This is a genomic window from Mucilaginibacter sp. P2_A5, assembly GCF_056404995.1.
On sequence record NZ_JBFUCY010000043.1, the window covers coordinates 42,010 to 61,778 of the forward strand.

20 protein-coding genes are annotated in these 19,769 nt (G+C 43.4%); 9 read left to right on the top strand and 11 right to left on the bottom strand.

Features of this window, described 5'->3' with window-relative positions; genetic code table 11:
- Nucleotides 1-6: 6 nt before the first annotated feature.
- The 4 genes from AC1DXF_RS26965 to AC1DXF_RS26980 all read left to right on the top strand — a co-directional run bounded on the left by AC1DXF_RS26965 (nt 7) and on the right by AC1DXF_RS26980 (nt 4,619).
- Nucleotides 7-1,203 carry an IPT/TIG domain-containing protein gene (locus AC1DXF_RS26965; protein ID WP_477451791.1) on the top strand — a complete coding sequence of 399 codons (1,197 nt, stop codon included), beginning with the start codon at nt 7-9 and terminating at the stop codon, nt 1,201-1,203.
- Nucleotides 1,204-1,290: 87 nt separating this feature from the next.
- Nucleotides 1,291-1,833 (top strand): hypothetical protein, encoded by a 543-nt coding sequence (locus AC1DXF_RS26970; RefSeq protein ID WP_477451792.1) that lies wholly within the window; start codon nt 1,291-1,293, stop codon nt 1,831-1,833.
- 70 nt (nt 1,834-1,903) lie between these two features.
- Nucleotides 1,904-2,815 carry an AraC family transcriptional regulator gene (locus AC1DXF_RS26975; protein ID WP_477451793.1) on the top strand — a complete coding sequence of 304 codons (912 nt, stop codon included), beginning with the start codon at nt 1,904-1,906 and terminating at the stop codon, nt 2,813-2,815.
- Between the two features lie 64 nt (nt 2,816-2,879).
- Nucleotides 2,880-4,619, top strand: a complete 1,740-nt coding sequence (locus tag AC1DXF_RS26980) for an alpha-L-arabinofuranosidase (RefSeq protein WP_477451794.1) — start codon at nt 2,880-2,882, stop codon at nt 4,617-4,619.
- 192 nt (nt 4,620-4,811) lie between these two features.
- On the opposite strand, the gene AC1DXF_RS26985 is transcribed toward AC1DXF_RS26980, so the two are convergent.
- Nucleotides 4,812-5,519, bottom strand: coding sequence for a LytR/AlgR family response regulator transcription factor (locus tag AC1DXF_RS26985; RefSeq protein WP_477451795.1), 708 nt, complete (start codon nt 5,517-5,519; stop codon nt 4,812-4,814).
- Between the two features lie 2 nt (nt 5,520-5,521).
- The gene (locus tag AC1DXF_RS26990) at nt 5,522-6,664 is read right to left on the bottom strand and encodes a sensor histidine kinase (RefSeq protein ID WP_477451796.1); all 1,143 of its coding nucleotides are present in this window, start codon (nt 6,662-6,664) and stop codon (nt 5,522-5,524) included.
- 278 nt (nt 6,665-6,942) lie between these two features.
- Here AC1DXF_RS26990 and AC1DXF_RS26995 point away from each other — a divergent pair, with 278 nt between their 5' ends.
- The 3 genes from AC1DXF_RS26995 to AC1DXF_RS27005 are packed head-to-tail and all read left to right on the top strand — an operon-like array spanning nt 6,943 to nt 11,995.
- A complete protein-coding gene (locus AC1DXF_RS26995) occupies nt 6,943-8,358 on the top strand; it encodes a DUF3500 domain-containing protein (protein ID WP_477451797.1) in 1,416 nt (471 codons plus the stop codon).
- 17 nt (nt 8,359-8,375) lie between these two features.
- Nucleotides 8,376-9,713, top strand: coding sequence for a HupE/UreJ family protein (locus tag AC1DXF_RS27000; RefSeq protein ID WP_477451798.1), 1,338 nt, complete (start codon nt 8,376-8,378; stop codon nt 9,711-9,713).
- Nucleotides 9,714-9,730: 17 nt separating this feature from the next.
- Nucleotides 9,731-11,995 carry a TonB-dependent receptor gene (locus AC1DXF_RS27005; protein WP_477451799.1) on the top strand — a complete coding sequence of 755 codons (2,265 nt, stop codon included), beginning with the start codon at nt 9,731-9,733 and terminating at the stop codon, nt 11,993-11,995.
- Between the two features lie 183 nt (nt 11,996-12,178).
- On the opposite strand, the gene AC1DXF_RS27010 is transcribed toward AC1DXF_RS27005, so the two are convergent.
- From AC1DXF_RS27010 to AC1DXF_RS27050, 9 genes are all read right to left on the bottom strand, one after another.
- On the bottom strand, nt 12,179-12,907 hold the full coding sequence (locus AC1DXF_RS27010; protein ID WP_477451800.1) for an esterase family protein: 729 nt from the start codon (nt 12,905-12,907) through the stop codon (nt 12,179-12,181).
- Between the two features lie 69 nt (nt 12,908-12,976).
- Nucleotides 12,977-13,567 (bottom strand): GDSL-type esterase/lipase family protein, encoded by a 591-nt coding sequence (locus AC1DXF_RS27015; protein WP_477451801.1) that lies wholly within the window; start codon nt 13,565-13,567, stop codon nt 12,977-12,979.
- Nucleotides 13,568-13,664: 97 nt separating this feature from the next.
- Nucleotides 13,665-14,165: a DUF3859 domain-containing protein gene (locus AC1DXF_RS27020; protein WP_477451802.1), complete on the bottom strand. Its 501-nt coding sequence runs from the start codon at nt 14,163-14,165 to the stop codon at nt 13,665-13,667.
- 189 nt (nt 14,166-14,354) lie between these two features.
- Nucleotides 14,355-15,095: a hypothetical protein gene (locus AC1DXF_RS27025; protein WP_477451803.1), complete on the bottom strand. Its 741-nt coding sequence runs from the start codon at nt 15,093-15,095 to the stop codon at nt 14,355-14,357.
- A 26-nt stretch (nt 15,096-15,121) separates the two neighbouring features.
- Nucleotides 15,122-15,490 (bottom strand): DUF1801 domain-containing protein, encoded by a 369-nt coding sequence (locus tag AC1DXF_RS27030; protein ID WP_477451804.1) that lies wholly within the window; start codon nt 15,488-15,490, stop codon nt 15,122-15,124.
- A gap of 4 nt (nt 15,491-15,494) precedes the next feature.
- Nucleotides 15,495-16,253, bottom strand: a complete 759-nt coding sequence (locus AC1DXF_RS27035; protein WP_477451805.1) for an NADAR family protein — start codon at nt 16,251-16,253, stop codon at nt 15,495-15,497.
- A gap of 1 nt (nt 16,254) precedes the next feature.
- Nucleotides 16,255-16,611 (bottom strand): DUF1801 domain-containing protein, encoded by a 357-nt coding sequence (locus AC1DXF_RS27040; protein WP_477451806.1) that lies wholly within the window; start codon nt 16,609-16,611, stop codon nt 16,255-16,257.
- Nucleotides 16,612-16,613: 2 nt separating this feature from the next.
- Nucleotides 16,614-17,021, bottom strand: coding sequence for a hypothetical protein (locus AC1DXF_RS27045; protein ID WP_477451807.1), 408 nt, complete (start codon nt 17,019-17,021; stop codon nt 16,614-16,616).
- A gap of 35 nt (nt 17,022-17,056) precedes the next feature.
- Complete coding sequence (locus AC1DXF_RS27050) at nt 17,057-17,704, bottom strand: hypothetical protein (RefSeq protein ID WP_477451808.1); 648 nt, start codon at nt 17,702-17,704, stop codon at nt 17,057-17,059.
- Nucleotides 17,705-17,868: 164 nt separating this feature from the next.
- Between AC1DXF_RS27050 and AC1DXF_RS27055 the strand changes: the two genes are divergently transcribed.
- The gene (locus AC1DXF_RS27055; protein WP_477451809.1) at nt 17,869-19,170 is read left to right on the top strand and encodes a DEAD/DEAH box helicase; all 1,302 of its coding nucleotides are present in this window, start codon (nt 17,869-17,871) and stop codon (nt 19,168-19,170) included.
- Between the two features lie 15 nt (nt 19,171-19,185).
- Nucleotides 19,186-19,452: a DUF1456 family protein gene (locus tag AC1DXF_RS27060; RefSeq protein ID WP_477451810.1), complete on the top strand. Its 267-nt coding sequence runs from the start codon at nt 19,186-19,188 to the stop codon at nt 19,450-19,452.
- The last annotated feature ends 317 nt before the right edge of the window (nt 19,453-19,769 follow it).

A 19,769-nucleotide genomic window follows, 5' to 3' on the forward strand; every position in this document is an offset into this window, starting at 1 on the left:
ATTAACATGAAAAATATATTTAAAACACCGGTATCCCTGTACCTGCTGCTGGTAGTGTTGACAACACTTGCGGTACAATCCTGTAAAAAGGATAAAAACAATTACGGAACAGGCGCCCCCACTATTACCCGTGTGCGCACACTTACCAAAGATACCATGGTATCAATTGTACACCGGCTAACCCTCGACTCGTCATTAACTTATGACGAGCAAAGGCCAACGCCATTTGATTCAACCACTACATCGGGTAAAATATATACGCCGTATATGATTTTGGGTACAAACCTGGGCAGTGCAACGCATATCTACGTTAATGGTGTCGAAATTTATTTTAACACTGCGCTGGCAACAGATAAAAGCCTTATTATTACTATACCTACAAATGTGCCTTTTAGCGACGCAAGCACACCTAATAAGTTGAAGGTAGTTACCCAGCATGGCTCGGTTGATTTTGATTTTATCATCGAGCAGCCTTTCCCGTCTATTACATCGGTGAACTTTACCGCCGGTAACGCAGGAGATTTGATCGTGATTAAGGGAACTACATTTAACGGACTCAGCAGCGTTAAATTTGGTACTACATCAGCACAAATAGTTTCATTTACGTCTACCCAGGCTACTGTGAAAGTGCCGGCAGGCTTAACGGGCGCCAATGTATTATCAATTACCACAACAGCATCGTTAGGTGGTGGTACAACAACAGGGCCGCTGGCTTCTAACGGGTACAATCCTATCTCCAATATCGAAACATTCACAACTGTACCATTTGGCTTTACCCAGGCTGGTTTTGAAGATAGCTTTGAAAATAACTGGTCGGATTACGGCTGGAGCAACTCGCCCGATAATAACAACACTACTGCCGTTTTAAGGGGAACAAAAGCCATCAAAGTACAATATGCAGGCGGTTATGATGGCTTTGTTTTGCAGGCCCCAGGTAATATCCCGGTTGTAAAAAGTATCAAAATGGCTATATACGGCGGTAAAGGCAGCGACAATAAAGTTATCCACGTGATATTGGATTACAACTTTAACATCGCGGTTCCGATTGTTGTAAAAGAAGGCGTTTGGACAAACTTTAATATTCCGATGGCTGCGTTTACACCAACAGGAGGCACAGCTCCTAAAAATTTCACCTCCCTTGTTTTCCAGGAATTTAGTGGTAATACCACTTTGTTTTACCTGGACGATGTAGGCATAATTTAATACCCCTTTATACATTGAAAGCCATCATCAATAACGGCATTTGCCTTAAAGATGATGGCATTTTCAAGAATGTTAACGCGAATGATCATGAATAAAATTTTCAGATTATTATTTGGCCTGGCTTTTATGCTTGCAGCATTCACGGCCGCAGCTCAAAAAAATCTGCTCGGGAATGGTGGCTTTGAGGATAATTTAGACAGTTGGAACGATAACGGTGGCAAAATTACCCCCTGGGATTTTAAAAGCGGGAAGGCCAGCTGCGCGATAATTGCCACCGGCACTGATAAATGGCTGGGGATTGATCAAACCGTCCGGATTCCTAAAAAAACTACATCCATCGAATTTAGCGCCTGGTTAAAAACATTAAATGTAGTTAAAGGTAAAAATGATTGGAACGGGGCCATATTCGGCGTAGCTTTTTTAGATAGCGGTGATAAAGAAATAGATGGCGGCGAAAACATTGCCCGCCTAACCGGCGACGAGCAATGGACGCTTTATACCAAAGTGATTAAAATACCCCAAAAGGCTGTGAGTTTTAAAGTATTGATAGCGATGGGCAACGCCTCCGGGACGATGATAGCAGATGATGTTGCAGCTAAGGTGCAGACCGATGAGCCCGCAGTAAAATAGAGCAGCTTATTATCCCTATGCAAATACTTAGCTAACTAACTTGTTTTTGATTTTGTGATATAGATTATTTATGACGACAAGCAATGTAATGCGCGAAAATACCCCGCTGACAGCAGGCGATTGCTTTACTGTTTTTGCGAAGGCTGATAATAATTTTGAAGGGCCGCTTCACTACCATGACGATTACGAGCTTCATTTGGTTTTAAACGCCAAAGGGGCAAAACGTGTTGTTGGCGGACATATAGAGGTTATTGACGATTTGGAGCTGGTGCTGATAGGCCCTGGCCTTTACCATGGCTGGTTTACCAACGAGTGTAAAAGCCAGGCGGTAACCGAAATTGTAATTCAGTTTCATAAAGACCTTTTTGACGAGAAATTTTTACGCCGTAATCAGCTTAGTTTTTTAAAAGGAATGCTGCAGCGTGCGCCAATGGGGGTGCTTTTCTCGCCCGAAACAATTTTGGCGGTTAAAAACCGCATCATGGCGCTAAATAAGCAAAGCGGTTTTACATCTGTTTTAGAATTGCTATCCATATTGCATGAACTGTCAACATCGGCAGATATGAAAACCCTGTCGGACCCCAGCTTTATTAACGAAAAATTTTATCACAACAGCCGCCGTATCGAAAAAGTATTTGAGCATATGAATAACAATTACAACCGGAAAGTTTCCCTTGCCGAAGTTGCCCGTGTTGTTCACATGCCCGAAGCCTCTTTTAGCAGGTTTATAAAAAAACGTACCGGCAAAACCTTTACCGATAGCCTAAACGAAATAAGGTTAGGGCATGCATCGCGGATGCTCATTGACTCCACCACCACCGTGGCCGAGATAGCCTATGAGTGCGGCTTTAACAACATATCCAATTTCAACAGGATATTTAAACGTAAAAAACAGTTTACACCCAACGAGTTCAGGTCGACCTACATGGTTGCAGGTTTTATGCATAGCCCGCACGTTGGCTTAAAAGCATCGGTAGCTTAATTAAAAATACAAACAAAGGCTGATAAATGGCCATATAAATACCGCGACGGTAAACAACAGGAAAATGAAATTGATAATAAATAGTGTGTATGTAATATTATTGGCCCTTATAACTTTAACGGCATGCAAAAAGGATAAAAAGACTGATACAACAACAGTTGTTGATACAGGTAATGTAGGGGCAACCGGCCCAATTACATCGCCAACAGACCCTGGCATCGCGGTTTCGCAAGGCTTTTTTTTAGATAGCTGGCAGGCCAAGACATTTACAAAGCCGGCTACGCAAAGCGTGGCTAAACCAACTGCATCGTCAATAACTGTAACCGCGGATTTTGCACAAGTGGTATCAAAAGTTTCAAAAAACTTGTTTGGCAATAATATGAATCCATTTACCGGTCAATATACCGATGCGGGCCTGGTAAAAAACATTACCAATCTATCGCCCAATATTATCAGGGCGCCGGGGGGCAGTTTATCTGATGTTTACTTTTATGATCTGCCTGCGGGTGGCACACCCACTGATGTACCTGCCCGGTTATTAAAAGCCGATGGCACTGCCGATCCCGCTACCGGGTATTGGAGCGGTTTGCTAACCGATAGCTGGTCGATAAGCCTTAGTAATTACTATTCGCTGTTACAAAAAACCAATAGCACGGGTATTATCACTGTAAATTATGGGTATGCCCGTTATGGTTTGAGCGATCACCCGGTTGAAACTGCTGCGCATTATGCCGCTCAATGGGTTAGGAATGATAAGGGCCGGACCAAATTATGGGAGGTTGGCAACGAAAATTTTGGTAACTGGGAAGCCGGGTATCGTATTGATATATCAAAAAATAAGGATGGCCAGCCCGAAATTCTGACAGGCCAGCTATACGGAGCCCATTTTAAGGTTTTTGCCGATTCGATGCGTAAAGCCGCCAGCGACATAGGCGCCACCATTAAAATTGGTATTGTGCTTACCGACGCGGATGACCAAAACAATTCGGTAGGCGTACAAAATTGGAATGCGGGCGTATTATCTGCCGCCGGCTCATCGCCCGATTTTTTTGTGGTGCATAATTATTATACGCCTTTTAATCAAAATTCAACACCCGAAGTCATCCTGGCAACTCCATCGGCGGTTACAGCTTCGATGCTAAACTGGGTTAACAGTTCCGTTCAAAAAGCGGGCGTGGCGCCAAAACCGGTTGCTATGGACGAGTGGAATATATTTGCCGCCGGTTCAAGGCAGCAGGTATCCTATGTAAATGGTGTGCACGCTGTGCTGGTGCTGGGCGAATTGATTAAAAACCAGGTGAGTATGGCCTGCCGCTGGGATTTGGCCAATGGCGGCAGCGATGGTAACGATCATGGTTTATTTAGCTATAACCAGGATGGTACAGCAAACTTTACCCCGCGCCCGGCGTTTTATTACCTGTATTATTTTCAAAAATACTTCGGCGACAGGATGATCAGTTCGGCAGTAACCGGGAGTACGGATATTGTAAGTTATGCATCGTCGTTTACTTCGGGGGAGGCCGGCGTTACACTGATAAATAAAGGCAGTACTGATAAGGTAGTTAACATTAATTTCAAAAATTACTATACAGGCTCTAACTACTACTATTACACCCTGAAAGGGGGTACCGATAACGGGTTGTACTCTGGCAAAGTAACCATTAACAACAACGGCCCGGCCGGCGATGTTGGCGGTCCGTCAAATTATGCAACGCTGGCGGCGAATTCATCAACTACCAGTGGAGGGATAACAGTTAACGTGCCCGCAATGGGCGTGGTTTTCCTGGTTTGCGATAAGAAATAACTATTACCGGGTGTTTAGTTTAAAACATGCCGCAATTCGCAGTAAAAGATATTCTCGTTTTACCTTAACCAATAGATTAATAGATATCTGATTTGTACTACAGTCTGTCGTACAAATCAGGTATCTATTAATCAGCGTATTTGGATTGATCAATAATCAATAATCAATAACTTGGCTTTACGCATGCTGCTTTTAGCCTGGCGTAACCAAACCGCGGATGCCTTCATAATACGCATCGCTCACCGGCAATTCAACATCCGTTAGTTGTGCCTTCCGATTTTGGATGCATTTTATTTTACTTACCGGGACAATATAGCTGCGATGGATGCGCTGAAATTTATCGGCAGGCAGCTTTTTCAACACCTCTTTTAATGTCATTAACGTAAATACAGGTTTTTCGTCGGTTAAATGAATGCGGATATAGTTTTCCATGCTTTCAATGTACTCGATGGTGTTCAGGTTGATCTTTACAATCCGGTATTCGGAATGGACATACAGACTATCGTCTGTAGTATTCGGTTTTTCACTTGCCCGGTTCTTATATTGATAAAATGCAAGCGCTTTTTCTACAGCCCTGGTAAAACGGTCAAGTTCTATTGGTTTTTCAACAAAATCAACCGCCTCCAGTTGAAAGCCGTCATAGGCATATTTCCGGTACGAGGTTGTGAAAATAACCATGGGCTTTGCGGCCAGCGATCTGAGCAGGTCGATGCCCGATATATCGGGCATGTTGATATCCAGAAAAAGCAGGTCGATGGTTGTGTTTTTTAAGAATTCGGCCGCCGAAATTGCGTCTTCGAATGTGCGGATGAGTTGCAGTGCCGGAAACCGCGATACATATTCGCCAATAAGCCGTAACGCTAAAGGTTCATCATCAATGGCTATACATTTAAGGATCATAGTTAAGTTGGTAAGGTTAGCTGAACAATGTACTCCTGGTTATCGTTGCTGATATTTAATATATACCTGCCGGTATATAAATGATCTAAACGTTTGCGGGTATTTTTGATGCCTATCCCGGTGCTGTGGTTATCGCTGTTATTTAAACCGAATATCCGGTTTTTACAATAAAAGTACAGGGTAGTTTCGCTGATAACCAGTTTGATTTGGATGGTTGTGCTTTCATGTTTGCTAACACCGTATTTGAAAACATTTTCAATAAAGGTCATCAGCAACAGGGGGGCTATCTGTTTTCCCTCTATGTCGCCTTCTACCTCAAAATTAACAGCGGTAAGGTTACCGGTGCGTAAACGTTGTAGTTCAATATAGCTGGCTATACAATCAACCTCGCGCTGCAGGGGGGCAAAATTCCCGGTTATATCTTCGGTAACGTAACGCATGATTTTTGAAAGCCGCAAAACACTGTCGGCAGCATGATCATCCCTGGTTAAAACCAGCGTGTAAATATTGTTCATGGTATTGAACAAAAAATGCGGATTGATTTGCGCTTTTAAAAAAGAGAGCTCGGCGGTTGCTTTATCCGCCTCGGCCCGGGCGGCCCTTTGCTCGGTAAGCAGCCATTCCCGGATAGTTTTAATGGCGGTGCTCAAGGCAATTACCGTAAAAAAAATGAAAAAACTGGTAATATCCAGCGGCTGCCCAAACGGCGACCGGCTTAAAGGCCTATCGCGATAGGATGGCAAATTGGCGCCTTGTTCCGAAGGCCCTACATGCTGATAACTTTCATGGCCGGGCCCATTGAAAGGTGGCCGGTTACCAGGTCGCCGGCTATCGTCCTCTTTTTCCCTGATATGCAGCAAGCGGTCAAACGGCCGGATGCAATAAACACCGAAGAACAGGAAAAAAACAGCGACTCCAAAAAAAACATGTTTTTTACGGAGCAGCAGCCGCGGAACAAAAAAGTATGCGTTGCTGTAAAAAACCACCATAAAAGTAAGTCCGAATAACCAATAGTCGGGGCTTTGTAAAAGGACGATGTCACCGTCAAAGCTGCCGCCGCGATGCAGAAATATGAGCGGGATGGCCATAAGTATTATCCAGCCGGCGAAATGCAGGATGATGGAAACAGCTTTAATTTTTGACATAGGGGTAAAGTAACACAATCAGTCACGCATGGAAATAAAAACATCGGTGATTGACTTGAATGTATAGATGAAATGGCAAAATATGCAGTTTAACAGTTGTTTGAACCCCTTATTGAACCCTGCAACATGACTTGAAATGATATTGGTTTGGCCAACAATAGCCCGCTCACCACTAAAAAAAGGCCATTCATCTATACACCCTGTTTTAAATTATGGTTAGCCGCTACGTTTACACTGTGTTTAAAAAACTGTGTATTTATTTAACAAATAGTTAACTCATGAAAACTAAATTATTTATCTTATTACCGGCCCTCAGCCTAAGCGTATTGCTGGTAATCCAGGCCTGCAAAAAAAGCAGCAGCGATTCGGGTACCACTACAACTACGGCATCTGTAAGTACATTAACTTGTGCCAGTGCAACAATTTCAGGAACGGCCTACGCCTCAACCGCATTTACCGGAACAGCAACGGTTCCGTATACCGGCGGAAACGGGAAAACTTATGCCGCGGGTACCGCTATCTCATCAACCGGGGTTACCGGGTTAACAGCAACTTTAGCAGCGGGTACATTAGCCAGCGGGGCGGGCAACATTACCTATGCCATTGCGGGTACGCCGGCGTCGAGTGGTACCGCCTCTTTTGCTATTACTTTCGGCGGGCAAACTTGCAGCTTTTCAGTCACTGTAAATAGTGCAGGTACAACAACCACAGGTTGCTCTACATCGGCTACCACCGCATCAAAAGTGGTATGCTTAGCTAATGCTTTTTTAGCAACGCTTAGTACTTCACAGCAAGCAACTGTTGTACTTACGCTGAACCTTAGCAATGCCAAAAGATGGTCGAATTTACCATGCGGGGTTTCGTGCAGAAACGGATTGGCATTTAGCAGCTTAACCAGCACACAATTAGCGGCAGCTAAGGCTGTTGCAGCGGCAGCCTTCGGTACAAGTAGCGGTGAAGGTTATGACGAGTTTTCACAAGTTATGGCTGCCGACGATTACCTGGGGCAAACTGCTTCCGGCTATTCTTCCGGTAACTATATTATCGCATTTTTGGGCACTCCAAGTACAACCGGAAAATGGATGCTACAGATTGGTGGCCACCACTACGCGCAAAATATTACTTATGATAACGGAAGCGTTACCAGTATTACACCTTTGCACCAGGGAGTAGAGCCAAAAGGTTCATTTACTTTAAGCGGAACTACTTATAGCGGCCCATTGGAATCAGAGCATACTGCGATGCAGGAAATGCTTGGCTCTTTCACAAGTGCAGAACTGGCTTCGGCAAAAATATCCAGTACTTTTTCCGACTGTTTAATGGTTCCAGGTTCTACCACAAATACATTCCCAACTACCAAACAGGGAATTAAAGTAAGTGCGTTGAGCAGCGCCGCGCAGGCAAAAGTGCTGGCAGCCATGATGCCATGGATCAATGATGTGGATGCCACTGCAGCAGCTGCTTTTACTACCATTTATCAAAATGAGCTTGCAAATACTTACGTTACTTATGCCAGCAATACATCTGCCGTTGCCGGTACGGCCAGCTCATTTTTAACAACTAATACCGATTATGTCAGGATAGATGGGCCAAGCGTTTGGATAGAGTTTATTTGCCAAACAGGTGTGGTGCTTTCAGGAATTCACTACCATACTGTTATGAGGGACCACACCCGTGATTATATAGCTTTATAAAAAAAAATACAGAAATTATGTGTAACATCTTTTCAATAAACAGTCGCCATAAAAACAGTTGGCGGCTGTTTATTTTTGCAACTTTTTTTGCTGTTACGGCATTAAGGCCAACAATTGCGGCCGCGCATCAAACGCCTAATACGCTTGTTTTTTTGGATGCAAGCCCCAACAGTGCTGCACTTGAGCTCCAGATGCCCCTATCAGAACTGGAACTTGCTTTTGGTAACAATATATCTAAAAACCCCGAAACACTTATTGAAAAATTTGGGCCTCAGTTAAAAGAATATCTTAAAGCTCACATTCATGCCTACACACAAAAAACTGCTCCATGGAACGTTGAAATAGAAGCTTTAGGGATGGACAAAGGGAAATATATCGAGAACGGCATAGATTATTGGGAAGTAGTTGCCAAAGTTGCTATCATACCGCTGCCGGGCGAAAGCACCCGGAAGTTTATGCTCGATTATGATGTGATTATGCACCAGGTTGTTAACCACGCCGCCCTCGTTTCTATCCGTAGCGATTGGGAGGCCGGAAATTTAAATACCTCTTCGGTAGATGCAATGGTAATCAGCTGGAACACCAAAGATAATGTGATATATCCTTTGGAAATAAATTTACAGCAGGGAAGCTGGTTTAAAGGTTTCAAAAGTATGCTTGCTTTAGGCATGCAGCACATCAAGGAGGGAACCGATCACCTGTTGTTCCTGATCGTGCTATTGCTGCCATCCATGCTCTTACCTCATAAAAAACAATGGGGTGGTTTTGGCGGTGTTAAATGCAGCCTCAGGAATTTATTAAAAATTGTAACGGCGTTTACTATCGGTCATTCTATTACCTTACTATTGGGGGCTTTAGGCTGGATCAGCCTTCCCGCGCAACCGGTAGAAGTATTGATTGCCATTTCTATCCTGGTTTCGGCCATACACGCCGTCTATCCTATATTTCCAGGTAGGGAGGCCCGGGTGGCAGCGGGTTTCGGTCTTATACACGGATTGGCATTTGCTTCGGTTTTGTCCAATCTTAATTTAAGCGCCCTCACATTGACGCTGAGCATCCTTGGTTTTAATATTGGTATCGAACTGATGCAGTTGTTTGTAATCGCCATAATCGTTCCATGGCTGATACTGATGAGCAGGACATCGGTTTATCCCTTTTTCAAAACGGGCGCGGCCATACTGGCCGGGATAGCGGCTTTGGCCTGGATGGCCGAAAGGGCTTTTAATCAACCTAACCTGATTACGCAGGTAATACTGAAATTTACCGGTTACGAATTGTGGTTAGTGTTTGCTGTTGCAGTATTTTCTATTACCGTGTTTTTATCGGCCCGAATGAAAAAAGCACTGTTTATTTAGTAAACCTTGTCCATCGTATGCGTTATTACCTGCTTATTGCTGTTCTGTTGATTTGTAGCCAACACTCGTTTTCGCAAACCGCTCATTTAACAGGCAGGGTAATTGATAGCGCCACACGGGTTCCGTTAAAAGGTGTAACTATAATATTGCAACCCGGAAACAAAACCGGTATTACTGATGAAACAGGCCGCTTCGTATACCAAAACATACCTGCATCGGTTAAAACCATTTCCATATCTGCAATTGGCTATCATAAAGAAACGTTGTCGCTAAGCGATTTTAGTAACGGACAGGTAGTTGTTATTAGCCAGCAGCCAACACAGCTGAGCGATGTGGTTATAACCGCCGATGCGGCCAACCCTTATAAAATCATCAGCGAAACAGACATAAAAATGAGGGGAGTAGCTAACTCGCAGGAAATGTTACGTATAGTGCCAGGCCTGTTCATAGGCCAGCACCAGGGTGGCGGTAAAGCCGAACAGATTTTCCTGCGGGGATTTGACAATGACCATGGTACCGATATCAATTTGAGCGTTGATTATATGCCGGTAAATATGGTTTCGCAGGCACATGGCCAGGGTTATGCCGACAGCCATTTTATTATCCCCGAAACGATAGAAAGCACCAACTATCAAAAAGGGATGTATAATGCGGAGAAAGGCGACCTGGCCGTGACCGGCTTTGTGAACTTTAATACTGCCAACGCGATTGACGCTAACCAGGTTAAAATAGAAGGCGGACAGTTTAATACCTACCGGGTGCTTGGCATGGTTAACCTGCTTGGCCAAAAAGCTAAGGCCAATAAACAGTCCTGGTATGCCGCTTCGGAATACCGGTACAGCGATAGTTATTTTGATAATCCGCAGCATTTTAAACGCTTTAACTTTTTTACCAAATATCATGGCCGGCTAAATGCCAACAACTGGCTGACCTTTAGCGCATCCACTTTCTACAGTGCCTGGAAAGCATCCGGACAGATCCCGGAAAGCGCGGTAAGCAAGGGTATCGTTGGGTTTTACGGCGCGCTTGACCCCAACGAGGGCGGGGTAACATCGCGCACCAATGTGAACGCCCAGCTTTTAACCCGGCTTTCGAATCATGACATCGTCAAAAACCAGCTCTACTATTCGCGCTATAAATTTGACCTGCATACCAATTTTACATTTTACCTGGCAGACACAGTTAACGGTGACGAGATACGTCAGCGGGAAACACGCAATTTGTACGGCTATAATGGCAGCTACCGGCATGAAGGCTATATTGGCAATACTAAACTGACAACGGAAGCGGGTATTAATACCCGGCTGGATATGACTAAAGGTTCAGAATTATCTCATACGGTCAACAACTTCACGGTTATCGATCCGGTTAAATTGGGTGATATTACCGAACTGAGTGCCGGAGCCTACCTGGGAGAAACATTTCAGTTCAGCTCAAAATTCTCGGTGAACACCGGTTTAAGGTTTGATCAGTTTTATTACAGGTATAACAATAAGCTGGCCACCGATAGTACGCTTAATGGTATCGGTGTGTATGCCGCCCATAATAATATAGTTAGCCCCAAGCTAAATTTTTACTACCATGTTAACGATAAAACCCAACTGTATTTATTAACCGGCAAAGGCTTCCATTCTAATGATACGCGGGTGGTAGTGGCGCAGGGAGGTTTGCAAACCCTGCCCACAGCATATGGTGCCGATCTGGGTATGGTATTTAAACCGGCCAAAAAACTGTTGTTCAACGCTGCCCTATGGTATAGTTACCTGCAAAAAGAATATGTATACGCAGGCGATGGAGGTTCGGTAGAATTTAGTGGCCGCACCCGCCGCATTGGTTTAGATCTGTCTGGCCGATACCAGCCATTTAAATCCTTGTATTTCGACGCAGATGTAAATTACGCCCATGGCAGGTCGCTGGATGACCCGGCCGGAGCAAATTATATTCCTTTAGCACCGGTTTGGAGCAGTACCGGCGGCATAACTTACACATTTAAAAACGGCTTCAACGGCAGTTTGCGTTACCGGTACCTGGATGACCGCCCGGCAAATGCCGACTATAGCCTGGTTGCCAAAGGTTATTTTATCAATGACCTGGTATTGAATTACACCAGGCCCAAATACGAAATTGGCTTAACTATAAATAACCTGTTTAATGTGCAGTGGAAAGAAACCCAATTTGAAACGGTTACCCGCTTAAAAAACCAGGCACCCGTTGATGGGATTGCCTTTACTGCCGGAACGAAGTTCGCCGCTTTGCTGCATCTCAGTTATTTTTTTAAATAGCGATGTAGCCTGATTGCTTTTACTGCCGGAACCAGGTTCGCCGCTTTGCTGCATCTCAGTTATTTTTTTAAATAGCGATGTAGCCTGGTTGTCCATATCAACTATTGCAAGCGTAGTTTTGATTTTTAACTAAAAAAAGCCTCCGGGAATATGTAGTAGACTAAACTTGAAGATGGTGTTTCCTTACAGGTACAAATTGACCATTTGCTTCCAATATCGTGGCCGATGCGCATAATTGTCCCAAATGTATAACTGATGTGGGATCTCTTTGCCCGTAAGCAAGGCGCTAAAATCGCGGTTGCTGTGTACAAAGGGGTCTGTTTCGCCCACCGCCATAATGATCTCGACTTTACGAATGGCGTCTAAAATGGCCCCATCATGTAGGTTGGCCATAAATTGCTGGGGCATATTAAAGTAAACATCCTCATCGCGATAGCCATCAAACAGATCTTTAAAATCGTCTATTTGCAGTGTAAGATCATATCGCCCGCTCATGCATATTACTTTTTTGAAAACAGACGGGTGTTTCATAGCTATGTTGATGGCATGGAACGAGCCCATGCTACACCCTGCAACTTCAAGGCAGTCACCGCCATTTTGGCTTTGCATAAAGGGGATAACCTCGGTAAGAATATACTGCTCGTATTGCAAATGGCGCGCTATCCGTGTGGCGGGATGCACCCAGTGGTTATAAAAACTTTCGGTATCAATACTATCTACACAAAAAAGCTGCAGCTCGCCATTTTCAATTTTGGTTTGCAGCGCTTCAACTATCCCCCAGTTTTCGTAGTCATAAAACCGTGCCATCCGGGTAGGGAAAAACAGCACAGCCCTGCCGGCATGACCAAATACCAATAACTCCATAGTACGATGCAAATTGGCGCTAAACCATTTGTGGTATCCTCTGTTCATTTGTGGCCCGGCCTTTTGCTGCGAAATTTCCAAAACAAATGTTAATCAAAATTAAATAAATGGTAATGCTTACCTGTTAATATTAGCTGTAATAACCTGTTTCCATAACTGGTAACCAAGCGGGCTTAGATGCAGCCCGTCGCCTACAAAATATTCTTTTTTAGGGTAGCCCTTGGCGTCAACCATCTCTTTGTATACATTAATAAACCGCCAGTTATTGGTGTTTTTAACAATTTCGGTCTCGATAAGGTTATTGGCGTACTTAAATTTATCAATAATGTTCCACCGGCTAAGGCTTGGTTTTAATGAAACATAATAGCAGGGCAAATCGCCATAACGTTGTTGTACTTTGGCAACCAGTTGCTGAAAAAATATAAAAACTTCTTCGGGATGGCGTCCGTCGCCAAGATCGTTATCACCAGCGTATATTACCAGCCGTTTGGGGGTGTAGCTTTCCATTACCCGTTCAAAAAACCAAACGCATGCCGCCAGGGTCGATCCGCCGAAACCCAGGTTAACGGGTTTTAAATCCTTAAAATCATCATTAAGGCTTGTCCACATTCTTATTGACGAACTGCCATAAAAAATAGTTTCGGGCTCGTATTCCCTGTTCTTGTTAACTTTTTCAAGCTGCTTTATATCTTCTTCGTACCAGTACATTAAACAATTTTAGCGTGTGCAATTAATTAAAGGTTGTAAATTACTCAATTAATTTAATTACCCTACAGTGCCTGCATCAAAATGAAAATTGCATTACTTAATAAAGCTCAAATTTGCGGGCATAAATCAATTTGCCGGCATAATAGATATTAAGTTGCCATGTGCCTTTTATTACCTCAAAATCATTTTCAAGCCCATAAGTGCTTGCGTTGATTGAATTTAAAGGCATATCAATAGGGTACCTTAAGCTTTTATAGGATGTTTTTTTCTCCAGGTCTGTCATCGCCGTAGGGAAGATCCATTCAATATCAAGCCTTGCGGTATCATTTTTATTACTTGTCAATTTATATTCAACACCAAACTCGATACCCTTTTTGGCTTCAATCTTATCGGTTTTTTTTGTGAACACCTGGTTTGCCACCACAGAATGATCGCCGGAAGGGGAGTTGGCCATATCTTCTTTCAGAACTGTGGTTGATGTAGCCGTGCCAAAGGTTATTTCGGTGAACTTTACCCGCGGGGCTGTTTGTTGAGCGCTAACATTCAAGCAACCCAAAAATGAAAGAAATAAAAATGCAAGCAATGTGATTTTGGTCATGATATAAGGTTATATATATTTCGGGGGCAATATAGTATTTTCATATATCTTCTATATTAACCAAGCAGGTATTTACCACGACCGCGCGTTCGGGCGGCGGGGGGCCTGGTATATTTTAACCTGGAAGCTGATGAACTGACCCATAAGAAGTGTACTTAACCCCTAATGATTTAGGCATCAGGAGGCAGGTTACTTCAAATTAGGAAAAGGTATCCGGTATGAAACCGAAAACTTTTGTCCGTTAACTAAAACAGCCTGGTTTTCTTTTAAGGACGAGTTTAGCTTGATGAAAGCTGAATAGTATTTTTTATCAAGGTAAATGCTAAATAAATCGTCGCCTCTTTTTATAGTGGTTTTGTTTTTGAGGTCGGGCCACGCAGCTGGCCAGGCCAATGGTTTCTCAGGAGAGTAGCTGTAGTTTGTCAGCATCACCTCAATACTATCCGGCAACCATTCCTTAGCCCTGTCATGTTGATATTTGATAAGGTTATTAAAAGCGTTAATAAAACAGGCTGGCGCTTTATCGCGATCGCGCGCCCGGCGTAACTGCCCATAAACGTTAATGATTTTCACAGAATCGAGATTAAGGAACAATTTAGCAGTAGGCTGATCCGTTGCTCTGGAAACGTCGATGTGTTTAGGTAGTCTCTTTAAACAGTCATTGATACCCAGGTTATTAATCGTTTGTAGCAGGTCCTCGTGGCTTAGATTAACCTTGTAGTATTCGGCTTTATCATCTGCCGGTTTTTTGTAAATCACTTGCCCGTTTTCGTAAATAGCGATGGTAGGTGAATCGGACCCCACAACCATTAGCCATGGATCGGTTTCTGTCAATACCACCAACGGAGATCCGTATCCTGTTTTGTGTTGTGGTTTGCAAGAGATGGCTACAGTGCAGATCGATAAAAGAAGTAATAAGGTTTTTTTCATGATGTTTAAGTAACACTATAACTTATTTACCTGGTCTTTATTACGCCCGTTTTATACAGATCAATAGCTTTCTTCAAAATTTCTTCAATAGTTTCAACCGGCAAATCCTCATCAGCATCAAAAAGCATAATTTTCATGCGTGCCCGTTTTTCGAGGATCAGTCCCGGGTGATCAAAACGCTTGCCTTCAACAATACCGATATAAGGTTGCAGCAATTTTTTATGCACCCACAGGTAACAAAACATTTTGCCCTTGTAGCAAAAACACGGCATTCCATATTTCCAGGCGGCGGTTATATCGGCGTCTTGTTTCAGGATGATTTGGCGCAGGGCCAGCAGGCAGCTTTTTACGGGTTCATCTTTTTGCAGATAAAAATTATCCAGTTGCGTTAGCATGTCATCAATCATAATAATTCCAATCGTAGGGAGAAGGGCTGGTTAGCTTTAAAATTGTTTTATCCCTGTCAGACAAAGACCAATAGTATTGAGCATATTCCATCGCTACGTGTTCGCCTTTTCCCATACCCCAAAACATGCCCATCGATTCAACTCCCGGAAACACTTTCCATGGCGGTGGCACCAATGGGGCAAACGCTTCAAAGTGGCCAAAATCCTTTAAAAAATCTCTCACTTCCATCAGCGCGAAACCTAAAAGGTTTGGCCCTCGCCAGCAATAAATATTGTCCACGTCTTCGTTATCTTGCGCCAGTCCAATTCCCCATATAGTATCTACAGGGCTGGCTTCTACCAGGACCCTGTCGCCGGTATTTATCAAATATTCGGCAAATTTGGGGTGCTGGTTAAACTTATGGATATTGCCGGTAACAACAATTTCAAATCTCCTGTCGGCCCATATTATTTCGTCGAATCCCAAAACCTGCCGCCCCAATTCCTTTACTTCGCCAGGGCTGCTGGCATTAACAATTTTGTCGTGGATTTTTGGATTGCCAAACAACAGGGCTTTGTTGGCCATCATCCAGTGTTCGGCAGTTTTGTAGGTAATGCCATCAACAGTAAAAGGCAATTCAAACCACTGGCTAAAACACGATTTATCAATTTCGGCCCGTTTACTCCGGTGTCCCCAAAAGAACAGGTATTTAATATTATCGCCGTTTTCGAATTTATCGGTGAGCCATTGCAGGCTGTATTTTTGTTGCATCTTACAAATCCCGTTTTACTAATTCAATCGCTATATCCAAAACCTCTTTAATTGTATCTGCAGGCAACTGTTTCTTCGTATCTAATATCATTATTTTTATCCGCGACCGGTTTTCGAAAGTAAGGTTAGGATGTTCCATCCTTTTTCCTTCATTAAAACCAATAAATGGTTGCTGTAGTTTTTTATGCGTCCAGATGTAGCAAAACATTTTGCCTTTGTATAAAAAGAAAGGCATATTAAATTTCCAGGCATTGGTAATGTCGTTATCGTGTTGCAGGATGATATCCCGCAGGTTGATAAAATAACTTCTTAAGGGTTCATCCTGCTGAAGGTAAAAACTTTCCAGGCTTGTTGACATAGCTAAATAGCTGTTGGTTTTCGTTTTACTATTTTTGAAGCAATAAAGGCAAATAATCCGAGGATTAAACCAGAAGCCACTCCTGAAAATATTCCCAACACTATCATTGCTGCTTTAGGTGGCATGGGTATCGCTTCATAATGGTACAGAACTGCTTCTGAACTATGACGGAGCAGGTAAGTATCGAATAATATGAGATGCGCTGCTGTTATCCAAACGGCGTTGATGACGCCTACCATAAAGCCATTTAAAAAATAGAGCGCTACACAATGTTTAGCAATCAAATAAGCACAAAGTATAAATATAGGCAGCCAAATAAGTGCTTCAATGTTTGAAGGAATAATGTACACCGTAGCAGGACCCATTACCAGGCCGAATAGTGTTAGTTGCAGAATGAGTTTCCAATTCACGTTTACTTATTGTTTTTTTAGACTAAACGAAATACTTAAGCAGCCATGGTTGGCATAATTGATGAAATGATAAGCATGGCAATGCATAGTGCTAATATAAAGCAGACAAATAATTTGACATCATCCAACGTGCGGCCTTCTTTTAAAATCAGCTCCCTGAAAGGCGCAATAAAAATTAGCCCCAAACAAATCAGGATCATATACCCTGATGAAAGTCGGGGCCCGGTATGAAAGTATTGGTCCTGTTTTAATACAATGACGCGATAAAAATTAGGCAGTAAAATAGCATTCCACCCAATTATGATTAAAATTATAGCCGGCAGCTTTATTGCGAAGCCGCCCTGGGCTTGTAAATTAAGGATGTTGGCTTCAACATCTGGCGGCAATGCCGATTTGTTATTCAGGAAACCGGTTCGCGCTATCTGTTCTATCAACTCACGTGCGTCACCCGATGATTTAAATATAACAGGTGTTTTATAATTACTTACAGTATGGTTTATGCGGATGCCGCCGCTATCAGACGGTTCGATTGATACTACATCGGCAGGCCTGAAATACAGCGTACATAACGAGATATTTAAGCTCAGTTGGTTTTCGTTCACTGTCAGTTTTGCAAATGGCCAGGTTGCGCGCAGGGAAGCGTAGTTGCCGCCACCAGTTTGTTTAAATTGGTAAGTATTCATATGATAAGGCAATGTTGGCCGTTGTTATAAAGGTATTGATTATTTCAGATTTTTAAATAATGCAGCAGCGAAATAACAACCACGTGGTTGATTATTGAACTATTTACCCCGCTTTTACCTTTCAAGACCGGGGGACGGGGCTTTTACCTTATCTTTGCCGCACAATGATAAAGCAAGCGCTCGAAAACCTAAAAATAACAGCCCTGAACCAGATGCAGGAGGCAGCCATCAACGCGGCCAAAAAAAGCGATGTGATCCTGCTATCGCCAACCGGCTCTGGTAAAACGCTTGGGTTTTTATTGCCTTTGCTGGGTTTATTAGATGCCAACATTCCTACAGTGCAGGCATTGATTATGGTGCCATCGCGCGAACTGGCCTTGCAAATTGAACAGGTTTTCCGGACTATTGGCAGCGGCTTTAAAGTGAACTGCTGCTATGGCGGCCACCCGGTTAAAATTGAACGCAATAACCTGTCTCAACCGCCTGCCGTGTTGATAGGCACACCGGGCCGCATAGCGCATCATTTACGCCGCCACAGTTTTAGCACCGATACGATACACACCCTGATATTGGATGAATTTGATAAAGCATTGGAGTTTGGTTTCCAGGAGGATATGGTTTTTATTATCAAGCAGATGCCCAATATCAAAAAGCGGATGCTGACATCGGCCACCAAAATGGACGAGATCCCTTCATTTACCGGTATGGTGAGGCCAATAGAATTGGATTACCTGACCAATGCCACCAATAAACCCGACATTAAACAAAAGGCTGTAATAGCCGAAGCCGCCGATAAACTGGATGCCTTGTTTGCATTGATTTGCAAGATAGGCGACCAGGCCACACTGGTTTTTTGCAACCACCGCGAAGCGGTTGAACGTATCAGCGATTTGTTATACGACAGGGGATTGCCCCACGATATTTTTCATGGTGGCATGGAGCAGGACGACCGCGAACGAGCCCTGCTCAAATTCAGGAATGGCAGCCACCGTTTGCTTATTACTACTGATCTTGCGTCGCGCGGGCTGGATATCCCCGAAATTGAGCATGTGGTACACTACCAACTGCCTCATAACGAAGAAGCCTACCTGCACCGCAATGGCCGAACGGCCCGTATGCATGCCAAAGGCACATCGTACCTGATATTAGCGCCGGATGAAAAGCCATCTTATTTAAAAGATATGCCGGAGGTGGAGGAACTACCCGAGCATCCTGTGGTACCAAAGCCATCGCCCTGGGCAACGCTTTATGTGGCTGCCGGTAAAAAAGACAAGGTAAACAAAATTGATATTGTTGGTTTGTTGCTAAAAAAGGGCGGATTGGATAAAGAGGATGTAGGCCTGATAGAAGTGCTGGATTACACCTCATACGCGGCCGTGAAGCGCAACAAGATAGAAAAGGTTGTGCAGCAGATTAAGGGAGAAAAGATTAAAAACAAGAAGGTTAAAATAGATATTTCCATATAATTTAATACCAATAGCATGAGCAATAATGATATCATGAAAAAGCTGCGGGTAGCTATGAAGTTTACCGACGATGATATTGTAAAAGTATTGGAACTGGCCAACTTCCGGATTACCAAAACCGAACTGGGCGCCATTTTCCGTGCCGATGATCACCCCAACTTTAAACCCTGCGGCGACCAGATCCTGCGCAACTTCCTTAATGGCCTTATCATCTACAAACGTGGCCCAATGCCTGATAAGCGCGCGCCAAAGGCTGAAGAAAAAAAGGAAGAAAAAAAATAAAGTCACCGTTGGCTGCGGAAGACACCAAGGCTAATAAGTTAAGGGTTTTCAACCCCGTAGGGGTATAACATTTGTAGAAAAAACAGAAAAATAATGCTCCGTGCCGTATTCTAGGTTTACCATATTTCCAAATTTAATTTAAAATAAGCTTTTTAAGCTGATCTCTTATAGTTATCCACATACATTTCACCTCTTTTTACCAGAGAGAACATACGTAATATCAGCTTGAATTTTACATTATTCAGCACCAGTGAATAGTTTTTGCTTTGAAGTTTACGCTTTGCATAGGCGCTTATTTCCAGATCATGTGTGATGGC

What these genes read in the sequence shown, in the direction of transcription:
- AC1DXF_RS26965 (WP_477451791.1), top strand. Translation starts at nt 7, where the DNA reads ATGAAAAATATATTTAAAACACCGGTATCCCTGTACCTGCTGCTGGTA.
- AC1DXF_RS26970 (WP_477451792.1), top strand. Translation starts at nt 1,291, where the DNA reads ATGAATAAAATTTTCAGATTATTATTTGGCCTGGCTTTTATGCTTGCA.
- AC1DXF_RS26975 (WP_477451793.1), top strand. Translation starts at nt 1,904, where the DNA reads ATGACGACAAGCAATGTAATGCGCGAAAATACCCCGCTGACAGCAGGC.
- AC1DXF_RS26980 (WP_477451794.1), top strand. Translation starts at nt 2,880, where the DNA reads ATGAAATTGATAATAAATAGTGTGTATGTAATATTATTGGCCCTTATA.
- AC1DXF_RS26985 (WP_477451795.1), bottom strand. Translation starts at nt 5,519, where the DNA reads ATGATCCTTAAATGTATAGCCATTGATGATGAACCTTTAGCGTTACGG.
- AC1DXF_RS26990 (WP_477451796.1), bottom strand. Translation starts at nt 6,664, where the DNA reads ATGTCAAAAATTAAAGCTGTTTCCATCATCCTGCATTTCGCCGGCTGG.
- AC1DXF_RS26995 (WP_477451797.1), top strand. Translation starts at nt 6,943, where the DNA reads ATGAAAACTAAATTATTTATCTTATTACCGGCCCTCAGCCTAAGCGTA.
- AC1DXF_RS27000 (WP_477451798.1), top strand. Translation starts at nt 8,376, where the DNA reads ATGTGTAACATCTTTTCAATAAACAGTCGCCATAAAAACAGTTGGCGG.
- AC1DXF_RS27005 (WP_477451799.1), top strand. Translation starts at nt 9,731, where the DNA reads ATGCGTTATTACCTGCTTATTGCTGTTCTGTTGATTTGTAGCCAACAC.
- AC1DXF_RS27010 (WP_477451800.1), bottom strand. Translation starts at nt 12,907, where the DNA reads ATGAACAGAGGATACCACAAATGGTTTAGCGCCAATTTGCATCGTACT.
- AC1DXF_RS27015 (WP_477451801.1), bottom strand. Translation starts at nt 13,567, where the DNA reads ATGTACTGGTACGAAGAAGATATAAAGCAGCTTGAAAAAGTTAACAAG.
- AC1DXF_RS27020 (WP_477451802.1), bottom strand. Translation starts at nt 14,165, where the DNA reads ATGACCAAAATCACATTGCTTGCATTTTTATTTCTTTCATTTTTGGGT.
- AC1DXF_RS27025 (WP_477451803.1), bottom strand. Translation starts at nt 15,095, where the DNA reads ATGAAAAAAACCTTATTACTTCTTTTATCGATCTGCACTGTAGCCATC.
- AC1DXF_RS27030 (WP_477451804.1), bottom strand. Translation starts at nt 15,490, where the DNA reads ATGCTAACGCAACTGGATAATTTTTATCTGCAAAAAGATGAACCCGTA.
- AC1DXF_RS27035 (WP_477451805.1), bottom strand. Translation starts at nt 16,253, where the DNA reads ATGCAACAAAAATACAGCCTGCAATGGCTCACCGATAAATTCGAAAAC.
- AC1DXF_RS27040 (WP_477451806.1), bottom strand. Translation starts at nt 16,611, where the DNA reads ATGTCAACAAGCCTGGAAAGTTTTTACCTTCAGCAGGATGAACCCTTA.
- AC1DXF_RS27050 (WP_477451808.1), bottom strand. Translation starts at nt 17,704, where the DNA reads ATGAATACTTACCAATTTAAACAAACTGGTGGCGGCAACTACGCTTCC.
- AC1DXF_RS27055 (WP_477451809.1), top strand. Translation starts at nt 17,869, where the DNA reads ATGATAAAGCAAGCGCTCGAAAACCTAAAAATAACAGCCCTGAACCAG.
- AC1DXF_RS27060 (WP_477451810.1), top strand. Translation starts at nt 19,186, where the DNA reads ATGAGCAATAATGATATCATGAAAAAGCTGCGGGTAGCTATGAAGTTT.